Consider the following 18,220-nt stretch of genomic DNA (forward strand, 5'->3'; position numbering starts at 1 on the left):
ACTTCCCTGCCCCGCGCCTCGAAGCGCTACTCCGTCGCGTCGTCGGACTCGCCGTCCTCGAGCTCGCCGTTCGAGACCGTTACCTGGGCGTTCTGGATGACCTTCTCGCCCATCTCGTAGCCCGGCGTGTAGACGTCGGCGATCGTTCCCTCGGGCTCGTCGCTGTCGACCTGCATCATGACCTCGTGGCGCTGGGGATCGGTCTCGGTGCCCGGTTCGGGATCGATCTCGGAGACGTCCTCGTCCTCGAGGACGCGGTCGAACTCCCGAAGGGTCATCTCGACGCCTTCCCGCAGACTCTCGACGTCGTCGCTGTCCTCCTCGAGGGCGCGTTTCAGGTTGTCCCGAACCCCGACGAGTCGCTCGACCAGATCCTCGGTCGCGCGATCTTTGATCTGTTGCTGGCGCTTTTTCGCGCGTTTCTTGTAGTTCTGGAAGTCGGCCTGCTTGCGCTTGAGCCGGCTCTCGAGGTCCTCGATCTCGGCCTCGGCGTCCTCGAGTTCGGCGCGGAGCCGCTCGAGTTCGTCCTCGTCGGTCTCGGCCTCGGAATCCGCGTCCGTCTCCGACTCCGCGCTCGGTTCGTCCGTCTCCTCGGCGCCGACGTCGGCCGCGTCGGCGTCCTCGGAGTGCTCCTCGGACGAGATACCCCGGGCTGACGCGTTCGTGCCCTCGTCTTCGCTCATGGTCGGGTCAACGACCAGCGGCGGTAAAAGGATTGAGATCCGGACTCGACGGGGAACGATCCGACGATATATGTGCCCGCCGACCGCAGTGTCCGGCGTGACACCGACGGTCGACGAGGACGCCCCCCTCGAGCTCCGATACGAGGACGGCACCGTCCGCCTCGAGGGCGTGACGTCGGAGCTGGCGTCGACGCTGCGGGAACGGCTCCCCGAGCTCGAGGCCGACCCCCGGACCAGGGGGCAACGCGTCCCCGCCGCGGCGTACGCTCCGCTTCGCGCGGCGCTTTCCCGAGCGGACGTCGCGTTTCGGGATCGGGTCCTCGAACTGGACTCCCTCCCGGAGCTGCGCTCGGCCTACGAGCTCCGGGCGTACCAGCGGGAGGCGCTGTCGGCCTGGCTCGAGACCGATCGCTGGGCGGGTCTCGAGGACGGCGAACTACCCGTCGGTCGCGCTCCCGGGGGCGTCCTCGAGCTCCCGACGGGAAGCGGAAAGACCGTCATCGCGCTGAAGGCGATCGAGCGCCTCGCGACGCCGACGCTCGTGGTCGTCCCGACGATCGACCTGCTCGAGCAGTGGCAACGGGAGCTCGAACGCGAGTTCGACTGCGAGATCGGCCGCTTCGGCGGAGGCGAGCAGCGACTCGGACCGATCACCGTCTCGACGTACGACTCGGCCTACCTCAAGGCCGACTCGGTGGGCGATCGGTTCGGGCTGGTCGTCTTCGACGAGGTCCACCACCTCGGCGGCGAGGGGTACCGCGAGATCGCCCGCCTGCTCGCCGCGCCCGCGCGACTGGGACTGACCGCAACGTTCGAGCGACCCGACGGCGCCCACGAGGTCATCGAGGACGTCGTCGGCCACCTCACGTTCCGGATCTCGCCGGACGAACTGGCGGGCGACCACCTGGCGCCGTACGACGTGAAACGGCTCGAGGTGTCGCTCACCCCCGAGGAGCGCGAGGCGTACGACCGCAACCAGGAGGTCTTCTCGAACTACCTCGCGAGGTCGAACATCGAGTTTTCCAGCGGCTCGGACTACCAGGAGCTCGTCAAGCGCTCGGGCTCGGATCCCGAGGCCCGCGAGGCGCTGCTTGCTCGCCAGCGCGCCCGCGAGATCACGTACGGCAGTCAGGCGAAGGTCGACGCCCTCGCGGACGTCCTCGCGGCCCACCGTGGCGAGCGAATCATCGTCTTCACGGCGTTCAACGACCTCGCGTACGACGTCAGCGAGCGGTTCCTGATCCCGACGATCACCCACCAGACAGGCGCCGCCGAGCGCCGGGAGATCTTAGAGCGGTTCCGCGAGGGGACCTACTCGCGGATCGCGACCTCGAACGTGCTGGACGAGGGCGTCGACGTCCCCGACGCGAACGTCGCGGTCGTGCTCTCGGGCAGCGGCAGCGAGCGGGAGTTCACACAGCGGCTGGGCCGGATCCTGCGCCCGAAGGAAGACGGCGGCCGCGCGCTGTTGTACGAGGTCGTCGCCAGCGAGACCGCCGAGGAGCGGACCGCGCGGCGCCGACGGGAGTAGTCGTCGCCCACCCGAGTCGCGGGACGACCCCCACGCCGTCATACCAAGCCCCGCGACAGAAAAGCCCGAGTCGACTCGGGTCGCACATGGAGGTCCTCGTTCGGCTGCTCGCGTTGCTCGTCGTTCTCCTCGTCGGAACGGGACTTCGGGCGTCCGGCGTCCTCGACGCCGGACGAACGGACACGCTGAACGCCGTCGCCTACTACGTCGCGCTGCCGGCGCTCATCTTCATCTCCACCTACGACCAGGCGATCGGCGAGCTGCTGTCGTTCGCGCTGGTCGGCGGCCTGCTTGTCGTGTTGTTCACGACGGCGGGGCTCGCGTGGCTCGTCCACCGGCGTCGGGATACGGCCGGCCGCCGGAGCGTCGCGATCGTCCAGTCGTATCACTCGAATCTGGGCTACCTGGGGCTCCCGCTCGTCGCGGCGACGTTCGCCGACCCGGTGACCGCCATCGCGAGCGTGATCCTCGGCGTCGTGACGCTGGTGCAGGTGCCGCTGACGATCCTCGTCCTCTCGACGAGCAACGGTGCCGGCGCGGAGCTCGCCGAGGAGCTGCGCGGGCTGGCGACCAACCCCGTGCTCGTGTCGCTTCTCGCCGGCCTCGCGGTCGGCTCGCTCGGCGTCGCGTTTCCGGGGCCCGTCGTGGGCGGGCTGGACGTCCTCGGGTCGCTCGCGCTCCCGCTGGCGTTGCTCTGCGTCGGCGCCTCGCTTGAGGTCGACCTCCCCTCGGTCGACTACGGCGCGACGGGGTCGGTCGTCGCGCTGAAGATCGTGGCCATGCCGGTGCTGGCGTGGGCCGTCTTCTCGGCGCTGCCCGTCGACACCGAGACCTTCGTCGCGGCGGTCGTCATGCTCGGGACGCCGACGGCCGTCTCGACGTACGTCTTCGCCGCCGAGCTCGAGGGTGACCCGGAGTTCGCGTCGCTGAACGTGTTTACCACGACGCTGGTCTCGATCGCAACGCTGTTCGTCCTGATCACGCTGATCACCTGACGCCGCGGCCCGTACTGGAGACGTTCGGTGGTGAATCGGGCCGAGCCGGGCTGACCCCGGCTTACTGATCACCCTCGTCGGATTCCTGGTCCTCAGGGACGAGCTCCTCGGGATCGACACCCTCCGGCGCCGGATCCGCCAACACCTCGAAGGGGTCGAAGTGTCCCGCGGGTCCGCCGCGGTCGTCGCCGCGTGCGGGCTCGGCGTCGATCGAGAACGTGTAGGCGCCGGTCATCGTATCGCTGACGAAGACGAAGTCCCGTTCCTCGTTGTACGCCGCGCCCCAGGCGAACGGCGGAGTGAACGGGAAGGCGACCTCGTCGGCGCCGTGTGCCGGTGTCCGGTCTCGTTCCGCGGTCGTCGCGTACCGTTCGAGAGGTTCGGGTGCCCGCGGATCCGTCACGTTTGCGACCCAGGCGCCGTTTCGGTAGCCGCCGTCGACGAGGAGAACCTCGTCGCCGTCGTGGATCACGTCGTGGAAGTGCGTGGTCCACCAGAACGGCTGCGAATCGGTCATCGGACGGGCGTCCGGCGAGTTCGTGAACCCGATCGGCCGGGGGTCCTCGAGGCTGCCCTCGTCCCAGCCGACGTCGATGACGTGTTTTCCGCCCGGGAGCTCGTGGCCCAGGGGCGGCGGCGGGACCTCGTCGCCAACGATCACGAGGTCCCGATCCGGGTCGGGGTGGGCCTGGTGGCAGAACTCCCAGCCTGGTTCGCCGACAGCCGTGTAATCGGAGTAGTCGTCGTAGTCGATCACGCCGATCGGGTCAGTCGGGGGTTCGAGCGGATCGCTGACGTCGAAGACGGCGTATCCAACGAACGGACCGAAGATGTACGCCGCGTGGATGACCTCGCGTTCGGGGTCGACCTTGACGTCGTGACAGTAGCCGTCGATCCCGAACGCGCTGTGGAGCGCGGGGTCGGCCGGGTCGCTGAAGTCGACGGCGATGATCCCGGGCTCCTCGAACTGTTTGTCGATCACGTAAAGCACTGGCTCCTCGGGGTGTTCGGTGATCTTGTGGACGCCGGTGTTCGGCGTCTCGACGCTGGCGATCACCGCCGGGTCCTCGGGGGTTCCCTCCTCCCAGCCGAAGTCGACGACCTCGAACCCCTCCTCGCCCTGGGGATCGGGTTCCGGATCCGTTAGCTCGCCTTCGTCCTCGGCCTCCTGGGAACGGACGTAAATCCCCTCGCGGAGGGGGTCGAACTTCACGTCGTTCGTCCGGGTGAGTTCGTTCGCCGTCGGAAGTTCGTGGGCGACGCTGGGGTTCTCGAGCTCCGAGAGGTCGATTAGCGTACTCGCCACGTCGCTGTCGCTCCGCGGGAAACTGCCCATCACGCCCCACTCGCCGTCCGGGGAGACGTGCCCGAACGTGTACGCGGGCGCGTCCTCGGGAAGGACGTGACCGATCGGATCGATCCGACCGCGGGCTCGTCGCTCGTCGCCGTCGATCTCGGAACTGGGCTCGGCCGCTACGGGACCGGAACCGATCGTCGCGGTCGCCGCGCCAGCGACAGCGGCTCGCCGTAGCAGGGTGCGTCTCGTCGGCATTATCGGTACGAGGACTGTTCGGCCGCGTTCGGTTCCGTTCGGGTTGGTACGGCGTCGAATCGAACGATATGCATGGTTCTGGGACCTCCGTGAGACGCCCGTCTGCCGTCCGGCTGCCGGGCAGTCGACGTACGTCATCGTCTCCCAAATAGTTGTCAATAGGAAAACACTACTGAGTGTCAACTGCGACGGCGCGTTCGGCTGTCGATCGGGGTCGGCTCGCGGCGATCGCGTTTCGACAGCTCGACAGGACCCGTACGAGCGACTCGCGTGGCGGATCGATAGCGGCAGGCTCGAGGACGGACTCACTCGCCGTAGGCGAGCGTCGAGAGGCCCGCGTTCTCCGATTGGCGGGTATCCTGGCGGCTCCACTGGACGACGACCGGCACGTTCGACTCGACGACGATTCCGTACTCCTCGCCCAGCGGCGGCGCGTACGGGTCGATCAGGTCGTTAATCCGGACGTGGCGGACGCGGCGAGCAGCGACGCTCAGCGGGTATGGGCCCGCCTCGTTGCCGTCCGCGTACTGGAGGGTCACCTCGAGGGTCGCCATCTCGTCGCCGGCGTTGAGCAGACACAGTCGCTCGTGGCTGACCATCTCCGGTTCGGGGCCGGTGCTGTCGACTGGCACGTGCCCGCCGGGGAGCTCCCAGCGCGTCGCTCCGATCGGATCGGTCGCGTCCTCGTCGGTCATGGTTCACCCTCGACTGGCTCGGCCGTCGGTGCATCGTCGGTCTGCTCACCGTCGCCAGCCGTCGCTCCCAGCAGCTCCTCCAGGTAGTCCGTCATGAACACGCCCCCGGGATCCAGCTCACGGCGCAGCGCCTGAAATCGCTCCCACTCGGGGTACAGTTCGCTGAGTTCGGGCGCCCGGAGCGTGTGTTTCTTCCCCCAGTGGGGGCGGCCGTCGTACTCGTGGAAGATCGGTTCGACGTCCTCGAAGTACGGCCAGTGGTCGAGCTCGGCGTTCTGGATGCACGAGATCGTCATCACGTCGCGGTCGTACTCCGTCGAGAGCATCGCGTCGTCGGCCGCGACGGTGCGGACGAGCAGCCGCCAGCCGACGTCGGCCCGCCAGTTCTCGCGGACTCGTTCGCGGACCTCCTCGAGACAGTCGAACCCGTCCTCGATCGGAACGGCGTACTCCATCTCGTCGAACTCGCGGCCGATGTCGTCGTGCTCGGGGATCGTCTCCTGCCACCAGCCGGTCTGGTCCTCGACGAGCGTTGCGTAGGACAGGTCCTCGTGGTCGGTCCCCCCGCCGGGCGCGTTGAGCAGGCGCAGCTTCACCTCGTCGGAGCGGGGGTACCAGTAGCAGTCGAAGTTGCGGTTTTCCTCGATCAGGTCAGGGAGATGGTCCCGACACTCGCGCCAGCTCGTACAGTACTCGCGGCGCTGGAGCTTGTAGGTCGTCTGCAGGTCGAGCGTCACTTCGGTAAAGATCCCGAGCGTTCCGAGCGATACCCGCGCCGCCCGCAGCAGGTCGGGATCGGAGTCGGCGTCGAACTCGCGGATCTCGCCGGTCCCGGTGACCATCCGCCCGCCGACGAACGAGCCCGCGAGGTTCTCGAATTCGGGACCCGTTCCGTGCGTACCGGTACCGAACGCTCCAGCGACGGTCTGCATCGTGACGTCGCCGAGGTTCGGCAGCGCGAGGTTTCGATCGTGCAGTTCGGTCCCTGCCTCCTCGAGCGTCGTCCCGGCGTACAGCGTCGCCGTCTTCGCCTCGGAGTCATGGGAGACGACTCCGGTCAGGTTCGTCAGCGAGACGACGACGTCGTCGGTCCTCACGACGGGCGTCCAGGAGTGGCCCGCGCCGGCGACGCGGACGGTTCTGTCCTCCTCGGCGCACCGACGAACGATCTCCTGCAGTTCGGACTCGCTCTCGGGCTCGAGGATCTGTGCCGGCTGAAACGAGACGCTTCCCGACCAGTTCGTCCACTCCTCGGCGTCGGCGTCTTCGTCCGTGATTTCCTCGTCCGACTCCGGGCCCATCGTCACTCACCCGGATGCGCCATCGTCGTGAGCAAGGCGTTCTCTGCCTGGCGCGAGTCCAGCCGGGTGTGCTGGCAGACCACCGGCACGTCGGACTCGATCACGCTCGCGAAGTCCTCGCCTTTCGGGATCGGTTCGGGGTCCTCGAGTTCGTTAAACCGGAAGTGTCGGGTTCGCTCGGCGGGGACGGTCAGCTCGTATGGGCCGACGGGTTCGCGATCGGTGAAGTAGCAGGTGAGTTCGATCGTCGCGTCCTCGTCGGTCGTGTTCAGGACACAGACGGTCTCATGACTCTCCATCTCCGGCTCGGGGCCGGTGCTCTCTTCGGGGATATACCCTTCCGGAATCGCCCAGGTGTGTTTTCCGGTCATCGTCCTGTAGTGACGGCGGGCACGTGGATAACGAACCGGCCTGTACCCTCAGGCGAGGACCCGCGCCTCGCGAGTCCGACGCGGTCGCGGCCCGAGACAAAACCGCCCGACTCCGGGCGAGTCGATAGCTATATACCGTCGCTGTGTGCCAGCTTCACCCATGGTGCTGGGAGTACCCACGGGAACCGCCGTCGCGCTGTTCGTGATGGTGGCACTCCCGATCGCGACGCTCGTCCTGTACTGGATCGATCGAACGACCAACGACGGCTACGTCTCGGTCCTGGGGAGGCGGTAAAATGGTGTCGACGATACAGCTCACCTTCGGCGCGTATCTGCTCGTCCTGCTGGCGATCGGGGCGTACTTCTTCGTGACGACGGAGACGAACCGGCTTTCCGAGTACCTTCTCGCGGATCGGGACGTCGGGGCCTGGCCGGTCGCGATCTCCGAAGTGTCCTCCGTCGCCAGCGGCTGGACCTTTTTCGCCTGGGTCGGGATGGGCTTTCTGACCGGGATCCACGGCCTGTGGTTCTCGATCACGATGATCTTCATCATCGTCTTCATGTACCGCTACGTCGGCTCGCGGTTTCGCCGCCAGTCCGAGCAGCTGGGAAGCATCACGATCGCCGACCACCTCTCGCTCGCGGTCGAGGACGCCAGGCTCAGCACGTACGTTCGGGTGGTCGCGACGGTTTCGATCCTGCTGTTTATGGGCGCCTACGTCGGCGCCCAGATCATCGCCGTCGGCGAGGCGATGGACACCGGGATCGGTATCGACTACGCGGTCGCGATCGCCGTCGGCGGCGTCATCGTCGGCCTGTACACGATGCTCGGGGGGTTTAACGCCTCCATCTGGACCGACGTCTTCCAGGGGGTCCTCATCTTCGTCGCCGCGGTGACGCTGCCGGTGTTGATGATCGCCGAGATCGGCGGCTGGTCGGCGTTCGTCACCGAGGCGGCAGCCGTCGAGGACGCGGCGCTGCTCGAGATGTCCGCCGGACTGGCCGGACAGGCGTTCCTGCTGTCGGCGCTCGGGCTGGTGACGTTCGCGTTCGGGACCATCGGGCAGCCCCACTCGCTGATGCGGCTCCAGGCGATCCGCTCGGAGCGGCTGCTCAGCCCCGCGTCGGTCATCTCGGTCTCCTTCCAGTCGCTCAGACTGACGGTGCCGCTGCTGATCGGCGCTGCCGGCCGCGTCCTCTACGGCTCCGTCGACAACCCCGAGAACGTCGCGATGATGGCTATCGTCGACTTCTTCCCGGAGCTGATCGCGGGCGTCCTGCTCGCGGCGATCGTCTCCGCGATCCTCTCGACGTCGGACTCGATGCTGCTGGTCGCGTCCTCCGACTTCACCCGGTTCTACGAGGAGAAGATCGATCCGAACGCGAGCTCGGCCCGGCTCATCCTGCTCGGGCGGGGGACCGTCGGCGTCCTGGCGCTGGGTGGCGTTGCACTCGCGTTCGTCCAGCCCGGAACGATCTTCGAGATCATCGAGTTCGCGTACGTCGGTCTCGGCGCCACGTTCGGACTCCCGCTGCTGTTTATGCTGTTCTGGGAGCGAACGACCGGCGAAGCCGTCCTGACCGGGATCGTCACCGGTCTGGTGGCGACGTTCGGTGCGGGGTGGATCACGCCCGAGCACTACTCGCTGTTCGTCTGGCCGATCTGTATCGCCGCGATCGTCGGCGTCACGTTCGCCACCTCGGGCACCGGTTCCGACGTCGCCGACGTTCCCGAGCCGGGTGCGGGCGACGCGTCGCCCGCGGACGACTGATACGGACTGCTGTGACGGTTTGCCGGTATGACTGTACTGATCGCGGTCGCACCGGAGACGACCTCCAGCAAAACGTGTAAGCGCACGATCCCGCGGTCGGTCAACTTTTGCGTTCGCCGCGCCGAGACTCCCTCGAATGCTGACGAAGGACCTGCTTCGCGTCTCACGGGCTGGCGGAGGATACCACCCGCAGTTCGCAGGCCGCGAGCACCGTCCCCTCGCCGCCCGCGTCATCGGGACCTACCAGGGACACGTCGGTCACACCCGCGAGGAGCTCGAGGACGCCCTGACCGATCTCGAACGCGACGCGGACCACTTCAAGCTCGTTCGGGGCTTTTCGGCCCTGCTCGAGCGCGACGCGACCTTCGAGACCGACGCCGAGATCGATCCCGAACGCGCCCGGCGGGCGACCTTCGAGGCGGCCGAGGACGTCGGCGTCGTCACCGACGAGCAACGGGAGGCGGCGCTGGTCCGCGCGGCCGACGGGCTCGGGCTGTCGGCCGACGTCCTCGAGCGGGCGCTGTACGCCGACCTCGAGGAACGGCAGGTCCTCGCCGCGGTCGACCCCCGGTGGGAGCCCGACGACCTCGTCGCGCAGTACAACCTCTCGCTGGCCCAGACGGCGCTGTTCGACGCGACCGAGCTCCGAGTCAGGTCGAGCGATCCGAAGGCGCTGGTGTCGGCGATCAAGCGCCTGCGACTGATGTACGAGATCAGGAAGACCGACGCGGAGGGCCCGAGCGACCGCGAGGTCGTCGTCACCGGGCCCACCCACCTCTTTCGCGCCACGCGCCGCTACGGCACCCGGTTCGCCCGCCTCCTGCGGACGATCGCGAAGGCCGGCGAGTGGCGCCTCGCGGCGACGATCGACGATCGGGGCACCGAGCGCGTCCTCGAGCTCTCCGAGGACGATCCCGTACGGGTGCCGGACGCCGAGCCGGTCGCGGACGTCTCCTTCGACAGCAGCGTCGAGGCCGACTTCGCCGGGCGCTTCTCGAGCCTGGATCTCGACTGGGAGCTCGTCCGCGAGCCCGAACCGCTCGAAACCGGGACCCGGGTGATGATCCCCGACTTCGCGTTCGACTACCGTCCCGCGGGCTCCGCCCGCAGCGGCTCGTCGGACTCGTCCGACGGTAGCCGCTCCGATTTCCGGGTCTTCTTCGAGATTATGGGCTTCTGGACGCCCGAGTACGTCGAGAAGAAACTCGCCCAGCTCGCCGATCTCGAGGACGTCGAGCTGATCGTCGCCGTCGACGAGTCGCTTGGCGTCGGCGAGGAGATCGCAGCGCGGGAGTTTCGGGCGATCCCCTACTCCGGGTCGGTTCGCGTCAAGGACGTCGCCGACGCCCTCCGGGAGTACGAACGCCAGCTCGTCGCCGAGAGCGCGGCCGCCTTACCCGACGAGCTGCGGCCCGACGCGGACGTCGTCTCGCTCGCCGAGCTGGCCGCAGATCGGGGGGTCGGCGAGGACGCCCTGGCCGACGTCGCCGTCCCCGAGCACGAACGGGTCGGGCGGACGCTGGTTCGTCCGTCCGTCCTCGAAGAGCTAGGCGAGGAGATCGAGGCCGGCTCCTCGCTGTCCGAGGCCGAGACCGTCCTCGAGTCCTACGGGATCGCCGACGCCAGTGCCATCCTCTCGGAGCTGGGCTACCGCGTCGAGTGGGAGGGGCTGGCGGGCGGGACGATCGTCGAGCGAGAGTGAGGACCCGCTGGCTCCGGAGCGGTGACGGTCGTCATGCCGTGGCCAGCTTCGGGATCCGTCGGCTCCAGCTGCGGTCGTCGCAACCCATCGGTCGAATCTCGCTAGTTTTCGGAACCGATGGCGTCCGAGCCGACTCGGGGCCGATACTGTCGTGAGTAGTGTCCGACGACTCGTTTCTATATTAAGAAGACGTATTCAAATAGCAATAGTTATTAAATAGAGTTTCTACCTTAACATCAAATGGGGCAGGGCGAAGCCTACACAACTGTGGATGAATTAGTGCAAGTCAGTTTGAGTAGTTTTATGAAGAGGAACCGAGTACCGAACGCTCGCCGCGAATGACAGGACGCATCTCGAGACGGGAGACGCTCGGAGGTATCGCCGCGGGAACCGTCGCCGGGCTGGCCGGCTGCGCCGAGGGAGCGGCCGACGACGAGGAACAGACGTTTACCATCGTTCCCCACCTGGATCCGACCGGTTCGGGCGACGACTGGGAGCGGTGGGGCGGGATGACGCCGTACTGGACCCGCGTCGTCGAACCGCTCGTGTGGGGGACCGAGGAGATGCAGCCAGAACCCTGGCTCGCGACCGGCTGGGAGGCAACGAGCGAGACGACGTGGGTGTTCGAGCTCCGCGAGGACGTGGTCTTCCACAACGGCGAGGAGCTGACCGCCGACGACGTCGTCCACTCCTTCGAGGACGACATCCTGACGGAGTACGGCGACTTCGTCTACGGCTGGCTCCACCTCGAGCCCGGCAGCGTCGAGAAGGTCGACGACTACACCGTCGCGTTCGAGAACACGGAGCCGTTCTCGGGCTTTCCGGGGACGATCGCCCACAACATGATCGACATCCACCCGCCGTCGGCCGACCCGTGGAACGGCGACGTGGTCGGGAGCGGCCCCTTCACCCTCGAGTCGGTCGACGGCGGCCAGTCCCTCGAGCTCGGCGTCCACGAGGAGTACTGGGGCGGCGAGCCGAACCCGGACGGGCTGACGTTCCGCGCGGCCGAGGACGCGACGACGCGGACGAACCTCCTCGAGTCGGGCGACGCCGACGTCGTCTTCGACCCCGCGAAGAGCCGGGTCTCGTCGCTTCGGGACGACGAGGACGTCGAGGTCCACACCCAGCAGTCCCCGGGGTCGTACTTCCTCGCGATCAACCTCTACCGGGAGCCGACCGACGACCCGACGCTGCGCCGGGCGCTCAACTACGCGGTCTCCCAGGCGGAGATCGTCGACTCGGTCCTCGAGGGGATCGGGGTGCCGGCCGACGGCCCGATCTCGACGGTGATCGACTGGGCGGGCGACGCCGACGACCTGCCGAGCTACGAGCGGGATCTCGACGCCGCGGCCGAGCTCGTCTCGGAGTCGACCTACGACGGCGAGGCGCTGACCTGCCTGGTCTCCAACGAGATGGACGACGGCGAGCTGATCGCCCAGGTCCTCGAAGCGAACGTCGAGGAGATCGGCGTCGAGCTCGACATCGAGGTCCTCGAGTCGGCCTCCTACCAGGACCGGACCGGTCGCGGCGAGTTCCACCTCGACCTCGCGAGTACCCAGTCGAACAGCCCGGCCGCCGACTACATCATGTGGGAGAACTTCCACTCCGAGGGCATCGACAATACCGACCGCTACGAGGCCGAGGGCACCGGCGTCCACAACCTCGGCGGCGAAGTCGACGAGCTGATCGAAACCGCGTTTCAGTCGACCGATCCCGACGAGAAGCGGGAGGCCTACATCGAGGCCCAGGTCCGGCTCCTCGAGGAGAGCGTCGTCGTTCCGCTTTGTTACCTCGAGGACGTCGTCGCCGCCGACGCCGACCTTGAGGGGATCGATCTCCACCCGATCGACCGGTTCGCCGACTGGCGCGAGCTCGAGCGATAACCGATGCGCAACTACCTCGCCTACCGGCTGGGGACCTCGCTGCTCGTCATGTTCGGCGTCTCCGTTGTCACCTACGGGTTGATCTACCTGACGCCGGGCAACCCCGCCGAGATCATCCTGCGCGAGCGCCTCGAGCGCCAGCCCTCCGCCGCGGAGATCGCCGCCTTCGAGGCCGAACAGGGCCTCGACTCGCCGTTCCCGGTTCAGTACGCCGACTGGCTGACGGACGTCCTCCGGGGCGATCTTGGCACCTCGTACTACAGCGACACCGCGGTCTCGTCGCTGATCGTCGAGGCGCTACCGGCGACCCTCGAGCTGGCCGCCGCGGCGATGGTCGTCGCGCTTGTCCTTGCGGTTCCCGCGGGCATCGCGAGCGCGGTCCACCCGGGCTCCGGCGTCGACGTCGCGAGCCAGCTCGGCGCGCTGATCGGCGTGTCGATGCCGAACTTCTGGCTGGGCTACCTGCTCATTCTCGTGTTCGCCCTCGTGCTCGGGGTGCTCCCGGTGGCCGGCGCCGGCAGCCCCGCACAGCTCGTGTTGCCGGCGATCACGCTCGGCACTGGGATGGCGGCCGTCCTCACTCGGTTGATCAGAACCTCGATGCTCGAGGTCCTCGACGAGGCCTACGTCGACACGGCCCGCTCGAAGGGACTTTGCGAGCGAATCGTCGTCTACAAACACGCGCTCCGGAACGCCCTGCTCCCGGTCGTGACGATCGTCGGCCTCCAGTTCGGCTCGCTGCTGAACGGTGCCGTCGTCGTCGAGATCGTCTTCCAGCGACCGGGGCTGGGGATGGTCCTCGTCGACGCCGTCTTCGATCGGGACTACCCCGTCGTCCAGGGGATCGCGCTCGTCACGGCCGTCGTCTTCGTGGGATCGAACCTGCTTGTCGACCTCGCCTACCGCTACCTCGATCCCCGCGTCACACTCGGGGGTGAGACCGCGTGAGCGGCGACGCCGCGACCCGCGACGCCGACTCGGCGATTCCAGCGAGCGTTCGTCGCCGCTACCGCTCGCTCCGTGACTCCCGCGAGCTCCGGGCCTTCCTCGCGAACCCGCTTACCGTCGTCGGGCTCGCACTCGTCGCGGCCGTGGCGACCGCGGCCGTGATCGGCCCCATTGTCGCCCCCTACGATCCGACCGCCCAGGACCTCGCCAAGCGGCTGCAACCCCCTTCGCGGACCCACCCGTTCGGGACGGACCAGCTCGGCCGGGACCTGCTCTCGCGGCTGCTGTACGGCGCCCGGATCTCGCTCGGCATCGCCGTCGCGGTCACCGGGATCAGGCTCGTCCTTGGAACGGCGATCGGGCTGATCGCGGGCTACGCCGGCGGCTGGATCGACGAGCTGTTGATGCGACTGGTCGACGTCCAGCTCGCCTTCCCCGGGCTGGTGCTCGCGCTGGTGATCGCGGGGATCCTCGACCCCAGCCTCCGCAACGTCATGATCGCGCTCGCGGTCGTCGGCTGGGCCTCCTACGCCCGGGTCGTTCGCGGCAGCGTCCTCTCGACGAAGGAGCGACCGTTCGTCGACGCGGCCCGGCTGATGGGCGTCTCCCGGACCCGGATCGCCGTTTGCCACCTCCTGCCGAACGTCGCCAGTCCGGTGATCGTCCTCGCGACGCTGAACATGGGGACGGTCGTGCTCGCGACGACCGGACTCTCCTTTATCGGACTCGGCGCCCAGCCGCCGACCCCCGAGTGGGGGACGATGCTGTCGGCCGGCCGCCACCACCTCCGGGAGGCCTGGTGGCTGGCGAACGTCCCCGGACTCGCGATCGTATGTACCGTCCTCGGGTTCAACCTTCTCGGCGACGGGCTGCGGGACCTGCTCGATCCGAAACACGAAGCCAACGTGGAGAAACCGACGTGATCATCCGTGAGTGAACTCCTCTCAGTCGAGAACCTGCACACCCAGTTCGATAGCTACGACGGCGCCGTCCGCGCCGTCGACGGCGCCACCTTCACCGTCGACGAGGGCGAGATCGTCGGTATCGTCGGCGAGAGCGGCTGCGGCAAGTCCGTCACCGCCAGATCGATCGTCGGCCTCGAGGACCCGGGCGAGGTCGTCGCGGGCTCGATCGAGCTGGCCGGCACCGAAGTGACGACCGCGAGCGAGCGCCAGCTCCGCCGGCTCCGCGGGGAGACGGTCTCGATGGCGTTCCAGGACCCGACCGAGACGCTGAACCCCGTCTTCGACGTCGGCGAGCAGATCGCCGAGGCGCTGAAGGTCCACGACGACGACCGCCAGCGTCTGCGCGAGTACCTCCACGCGCCACTGTTCGGCAACCGTTCGGACTGGGCGGCAAAGCGCGAGCGCGCGGTCGAACTGATGGAGCAGGTCGGAATCGCGAGTCCCGAGGACCGGGTCGACGCCTACCCCCACGAGCTCTCGGGCGGGATGCGCCAGCGGGCCGGCCTCGCGATCGCGCTGGCCTCGGAACCCGAACTATTGATCGCCGACGAACCGACGACGGCCCTGGATACGACGACGCAGGCGGGGATCCTCGACCTGCTCCGTCGGCTCAACCGCGAGCGCGGGCTCGCGGTGCTGTTGATCACCCACGACCTCGGCGTCGTCGCGGAGCTCTGTGATCGCGTCGTCGTGATGTACGCCGGCGAGGTGATGGAGACGGGGCCGACCGATCGCGTCCTCGCGGACCCGCGCCACCCCTACACCCGCGCGCTACTGTCGTGTCTGACCCAGACCGCCGAGCCCAAAACCCGCCTGCCGACGATCGAAGGGACGGTCCCCGAACGCCACGGCGAGACGAGCGGCTGTCCGTTCGCGCCCCGCTGCGAACACGCCACGGACCGCTGTCGACGCGGCGACGTTCCCGTCGTCGACCTCGGTGAGGGGCGAGCCGCCTGTGGCGAACCGATCGCGCTCGAGTCCGGTTCAACGATCGAACAGGAGCCGACGGAGATCGGCGCCGAGAGCGACCGACGCGATCGATCGACGGACGACGCCACCGCCCAACGCCCGCGGGTCGAACTCGAGACCGTCTCGAAGCGCTACGCACTCGACGACGGGCTCCTCGATCGCGTCCTCGGCGACACCCGAACCCTCGGCGCCGTCGAGGACGTCTCCCTCGAGATCGGCGCGGGCGAAGTCCTCGGGCTCGTCGGCGAGAGCGGCAGCGGCAAATCCACCCTTGCCGGCCTCGTTACCGGGCTCGAGGCGCCGACGGCGGGGACGGTCCGGTTCGACGGCGAGGCGGTCGGCCCCGCCGCCGATCGCGACCCGGAGACGCTCGCCGACGTCGGCGTCGTCTTCCAGAACCCCAGATCGAGCCTCAATCCGCGGCTCACGGCCGCCGAGGCGGTCGCCGAGCCGCTCCGGACCCACGGCTGGCCCGAGCGCGACCGGGCCGATCGCGTCGCGTCGCTGCTCGAGCGCGTCGGGCTGTCCGAGGACCACACAGAGAAGTATCCCCACGAACTCTCCGGCGGGCAGGTCCAGCGCGTCGCGATCGCCCGGGCGCTCGCGCTCGATCCCGACCTGCTCGTCCTCGACGAGCCCGTCTCGGCGCTCGACGCCTCCGTGCAGGCCAGGATCCTCAACCTCCTGCTGGAGCTTCGGGCCGACCTCGAGCTGACGTACCTGCTGATCTCCCACGATCTGGACGTGATCGAGCACGTCGCCGACCGCATCGCGGTGATGTACCTGGGAGAACTCGTCGAGGTCGGCTCCGCGGCGCAGCTGTTCGATCGTCCGAGCCACCCCTACACACGGGCGCTGCTTGACGCGATTCCGTCGCTCGACCCCACCGACGAGCCGTGCCCGACGCTCGGGGGGGAGATTCCGAGCCCGGCCGACCCGCCCGGGGGCTGTTCGTTCCACACCCGGTGTCCGGCGGCGGAACCCGAGTGTGAGCGCGACGAGCCGTCGGTCAGGGCGGTCGGCGACGCCCGTTCAAAATGTCACTTTGCAGAAGCGATCGCGGAGCAAAACGCGAACGCCGACGGCGACGCGGACGACGTCCCGGAAACGCCGAACCCGCGATGACCTAACAGTCGCTGGGACTCCGGTTTCGTCGGTCAGTCTCGAACTGAATCTCAGTCGCACAAACCGTTACGTAGAGAGAGGGCGAACCGAACGCAGGTTCTTCTTTGATCTCCTCCACGACTAAAGTCGTGGGCTTCCGGCCACCATCATATCAACCATCAGTGGTTTTAGCAGCGTCGTGGTGGAGACAGAGCACATCTCGGTCACGACCAACAGCCAACAAAAAGCCGTACTACGAGTCGTCGCTAGAGCTCCCGCTGGCGCCCCTTCGGCACCATCGAGCGCAACTCGCCGTGAACGTAGAGCCCGATCCCGATCGGCGCGAGCGCTCCCCCGATCTCGTGGGCGGCGATCAGGTACCCCCAGTCGCCGTCCCAGCGCTCGAGCTCCTGGTCCTCGCCCGCGGCGAACGCCCGTGCTTCGTCTCGCTCGAGTTCGATCACGCAGTCTTCGGCGTGACGGCCGAACCGCTGGACGAAGTCCGTCGTCGGCTTCCAGTGCTCCTGACGGGTACGCAGGCAGGTCATCCCGATCGCCTCGATCGTGATCGGACTCGGGGCCGTGCCGCCGTAGATCCAGATCTTGCCCGCACCCTTCTCCCAGAACGTGTAGTCGTCGAACGTCTCGGGCGCGATTCCGAACCGATCCGCGAAGTACTCGAGGACGTCCTCGCGACTGACTCGGCCCTCGACGGTTCGCTCGGCCGCGGTCGCGGGAAGGCGGCCGAAGCGCTGGCCGTCGTTGTCGGCGAGCTCCGCGTCGCTCGTCCGGTCGTCCGTAGCGTCGTCACCCATCAGGCGGTCACCTCCAGCTTCGCGACGAAAAAGCCGCCCGTATCGTTCTGGTGGGGGTAGATCCGGGCCGCTTTCTCGAGACGCTCGTCGTACTCCTCGCCGTCCCACTCGGTGAGTCCGGGCGAGTGCTCGAGGCCGAGGTCGAAGTCGACGACCCGACAGTCCTCCTCTTCGAGGACGTGCTGGATGACCGCCTCGTTCTCCTCGGGGGCGAACGTACACGTCGAGTAAACGACGGTGCCGTCCTCGCGAGTGGCCTGGACCGCCCGCCGAAGAATACCTTTCTGGATCCCCGAGACTTCGTCGAGATAGCCCTCCGACCAGCCGTCGAGCGCGTCGGGGTTCTTCCGGATCGTCCCCTCGCAAGAACAGGGGGCGTCGACGAGGCTGCGATCGAACTCCTCGAAGTCGAACCGCTCGAGCGAGTAGTTGCGGGCGTCGTCGTTCGTGACCGCGAGGCTCGTCGCGCCAAGCCGCTCGGCGTTAAAGCGCAGCGCCGAGATCCGACCGAGGTTGCTGTCGTTGGCGACGACGGTGCCCCGGTCGTCCATCAGCGCAGCGAGCTGGGTCGCCTTCCCGCCGGGAGCCGCACAGCAGTCCCAGACCCGCTCGCCGGGCTCGGGGTCGAGGACGGTCGCCGGAACTGCCGACACCTCCTCCTGACCGTGGGTATAGCCGTGAAACGACGCCCAGGTCGAGCCCGGCGAGTCGGTCTCCAGGCGCAACACGCGTGGGTTCCAGTCGGCTCCCTCGTAGCCGACGTCCTCGGCTTCGAGGACGGCCCTCGCCCGATCGACGGTGGCCTTGATCGTGTTCACCCGGACGGCGTTGCCGAGCGGGCGCTCGCAGGCGGCGAGAAACGCCTCGAAGTCGTCGACGATCGGTCGATACCGCTCGAGTGGCTCCATTGCCCGCGGGTTCGAGACCCCGT

General features: G+C 68.0%; 15 protein-coding genes and 1 pseudogene. 9 read left to right on the plus strand and 7 right to left on the minus strand.

Annotated elements, in window-relative coordinates:
* Positions 1-26: 26 nt before the first annotated feature.
* Positions 27-659 (minus strand): annotated as a pseudogene (locus NATOC_RS17770) (nucleotide exchange factor GrpE); the annotation flags it as partial.
* Between the two features lie 94 nt (positions 660-753).
* Here NATOC_RS17770 and NATOC_RS17775 point away from each other — a divergent pair.
* Positions 754-2,214, plus strand: coding sequence for a DEAD/DEAH box helicase (locus NATOC_RS17775; protein WP_015322870.1), 1,461 nt, complete (start codon positions 754-756; stop codon positions 2,212-2,214).
* 86 nt (positions 2,215-2,300) lie between these two features.
* Positions 2,301-3,209 carry an AEC family transporter gene (locus tag NATOC_RS17780; RefSeq protein WP_015322871.1) on the plus strand — a complete coding sequence of 303 codons (909 nt, stop codon included), beginning with the start codon at positions 2,301-2,303 and terminating at the stop codon, positions 3,207-3,209.
* A 61-nt stretch (positions 3,210-3,270) separates the two neighbouring features.
* On the opposite strand, the gene NATOC_RS17785 is transcribed toward NATOC_RS17780, so the two are convergent.
* The 4 genes from NATOC_RS17785 to NATOC_RS17800 form a co-directional block, all read right to left on the minus strand.
* Positions 3,271-4,761 carry an LVIVD repeat-containing protein gene (locus tag NATOC_RS17785; protein ID WP_015322872.1) on the minus strand — a complete coding sequence of 497 codons (1,491 nt, stop codon included), beginning with the start codon at positions 4,759-4,761 and terminating at the stop codon, positions 3,271-3,273.
* Between the two features lie 305 nt (positions 4,762-5,066).
* On the minus strand, positions 5,067-5,456 hold the full coding sequence (locus tag NATOC_RS17790; protein ID WP_015322873.1) for a sensory rhodopsin transducer: 390 nt from the start codon (positions 5,454-5,456) through the stop codon (positions 5,067-5,069).
* Positions 5,453-6,757 (minus strand): D-arabinono-1,4-lactone oxidase, encoded by a 1,305-nt coding sequence (locus NATOC_RS17795; RefSeq protein WP_015322874.1) that lies wholly within the window; start codon positions 6,755-6,757, stop codon positions 5,453-5,455. Before NATOC_RS17795 ends, NATOC_RS17790 begins: the two co-directional genes overlap by 4 nt.
* Before the next feature lie 2 nt (positions 6,758-6,759).
* Positions 6,760-7,128, minus strand: coding sequence for a sensory rhodopsin transducer (locus NATOC_RS17800; protein ID WP_015322875.1), 369 nt, complete (start codon positions 7,126-7,128; stop codon positions 6,760-6,762).
* A 160-nt stretch (positions 7,129-7,288) separates the two neighbouring features.
* Here NATOC_RS17800 and NATOC_RS23110 point away from each other — a divergent pair, with 160 nt between their 5' ends.
* The 7 genes from NATOC_RS23110 to NATOC_RS17830 all read left to right on the plus strand — a co-directional run bounded on the left by NATOC_RS23110 (position 7,289) and on the right by NATOC_RS17830 (position 16,495).
* Positions 7,289-7,423 (plus strand): hypothetical protein, encoded by a 135-nt coding sequence (locus NATOC_RS23110; RefSeq protein ID WP_015322876.1) that lies wholly within the window; start codon positions 7,289-7,291, stop codon positions 7,421-7,423.
* A gap of 1 nt (position 7,424) precedes the next feature.
* Positions 7,425-8,900 (plus strand): sodium/proline symporter, encoded by a 1,476-nt coding sequence (locus NATOC_RS17805; RefSeq protein WP_015322877.1) that lies wholly within the window; start codon positions 7,425-7,427, stop codon positions 8,898-8,900.
* Positions 8,901-9,036: 136 nt separating this feature from the next.
* Positions 9,037-10,602: a DUF790 family protein gene (locus tag NATOC_RS17810; protein ID WP_015322878.1), complete on the plus strand. Its 1,566-nt coding sequence runs from the start codon at positions 9,037-9,039 to the stop codon at positions 10,600-10,602.
* 338 nt (positions 10,603-10,940) lie between these two features.
* Positions 10,941-12,488 carry an ABC transporter substrate-binding protein gene (locus tag NATOC_RS17815; protein WP_015322879.1) on the plus strand — a complete coding sequence of 516 codons (1,548 nt, stop codon included), beginning with the start codon at positions 10,941-10,943 and terminating at the stop codon, positions 12,486-12,488.
* A 3-nt stretch (positions 12,489-12,491) separates the two neighbouring features.
* On the plus strand, positions 12,492-13,436 hold the full coding sequence (gene nikB / locus NATOC_RS17820; protein WP_015322880.1) for a nickel ABC transporter permease: 945 nt from the start codon (positions 12,492-12,494) through the stop codon (positions 13,434-13,436).
* Complete coding sequence (nikC, locus tag NATOC_RS17825; RefSeq protein WP_015322881.1) at positions 13,433-14,359, plus strand: nickel transporter permease; 927 nt, start codon at positions 13,433-13,435, stop codon at positions 14,357-14,359. The genes nikB and nikC overlap by 4 nt, the downstream gene beginning before the upstream one ends.
* Before the next feature lie 6 nt (positions 14,360-14,365).
* On the plus strand, positions 14,366-16,495 hold the full coding sequence (locus NATOC_RS17830; RefSeq protein WP_015322882.1) for an ABC transporter ATP-binding protein: 2,130 nt from the start codon (positions 14,366-14,368) through the stop codon (positions 16,493-16,495).
* Positions 16,496-16,740: 245 nt separating this feature from the next.
* Here NATOC_RS17830 and NATOC_RS17835 read toward each other — a convergent pair whose 3' ends face one another.
* Positions 16,741-17,289, minus strand: a complete 549-nt coding sequence (locus NATOC_RS17835) for a DUF7122 family protein (RefSeq protein ID WP_015322883.1) — start codon at positions 17,287-17,289, stop codon at positions 16,741-16,743.
* Entirely contained in the window at positions 17,289-18,197 is a 909-nt protein-coding gene (locus NATOC_RS17840; RefSeq protein WP_015322884.1) for an RsmB/NOP family class I SAM-dependent RNA methyltransferase, read from the minus strand. The genes NATOC_RS17835 and NATOC_RS17840 overlap by 1 nt, the downstream gene beginning before the upstream one ends.
* Between the last annotated feature and the right edge of the window lie 23 nt (positions 18,198-18,220).

This window comes from Natronococcus occultus SP4, from assembly GCF_000328685.1.
Classification (GTDB): domain Archaea; phylum Halobacteriota; class Halobacteria; order Halobacteriales; family Natrialbaceae; genus Natronococcus; species Natronococcus occultus.

Coding starts and splice junctions, on each gene's coding strand:
- NATOC_RS17775 (WP_015322870.1), top strand. CDS start 754: ATGTGCCCGCCGACCGCAGTGTCCGGCGTGACACCGACGGTCGACGAG.
- NATOC_RS17780 (WP_015322871.1), top strand. CDS start 2,301: ATGGAGGTCCTCGTTCGGCTGCTCGCGTTGCTCGTCGTTCTCCTCGTC.
- NATOC_RS17785 (WP_015322872.1), bottom strand. CDS start 4,761: ATGCCGACGAGACGCACCCTGCTACGGCGAGCCGCTGTCGCTGGCGCG.
- NATOC_RS17790 (WP_015322873.1), bottom strand. CDS start 5,456: ATGACCGACGAGGACGCGACCGATCCGATCGGAGCGACGCGCTGGGAG.
- NATOC_RS17795 (WP_015322874.1), bottom strand. CDS start 6,757: ATGGGCCCGGAGTCGGACGAGGAAATCACGGACGAAGACGCCGACGCC.
- NATOC_RS17800 (WP_015322875.1), bottom strand. CDS start 7,128: ATGACCGGAAAACACACCTGGGCGATTCCGGAAGGGTATATCCCCGAA.
- NATOC_RS23110 (WP_015322876.1), top strand. CDS start 7,289: ATGGTGCTGGGAGTACCCACGGGAACCGCCGTCGCGCTGTTCGTGATG.
- NATOC_RS17805 (WP_015322877.1), top strand. CDS start 7,425: ATGGTGTCGACGATACAGCTCACCTTCGGCGCGTATCTGCTCGTCCTG.
- NATOC_RS17810 (WP_015322878.1), top strand. CDS start 9,037: ATGCTGACGAAGGACCTGCTTCGCGTCTCACGGGCTGGCGGAGGATAC.
- NATOC_RS17815 (WP_015322879.1), top strand. CDS start 10,941: ATGACAGGACGCATCTCGAGACGGGAGACGCTCGGAGGTATCGCCGCG.
- nikB (WP_015322880.1), top strand. CDS start 12,492: ATGCGCAACTACCTCGCCTACCGGCTGGGGACCTCGCTGCTCGTCATG.
- NATOC_RS17835 (WP_015322883.1), bottom strand. CDS start 17,289: ATGGGTGACGACGCTACGGACGACCGGACGAGCGACGCGGAGCTCGCC.
- NATOC_RS17840 (WP_015322884.1), bottom strand. CDS start 18,197: ATGGAGCCACTCGAGCGGTATCGACCGATCGTCGACGACTTCGAGGCG.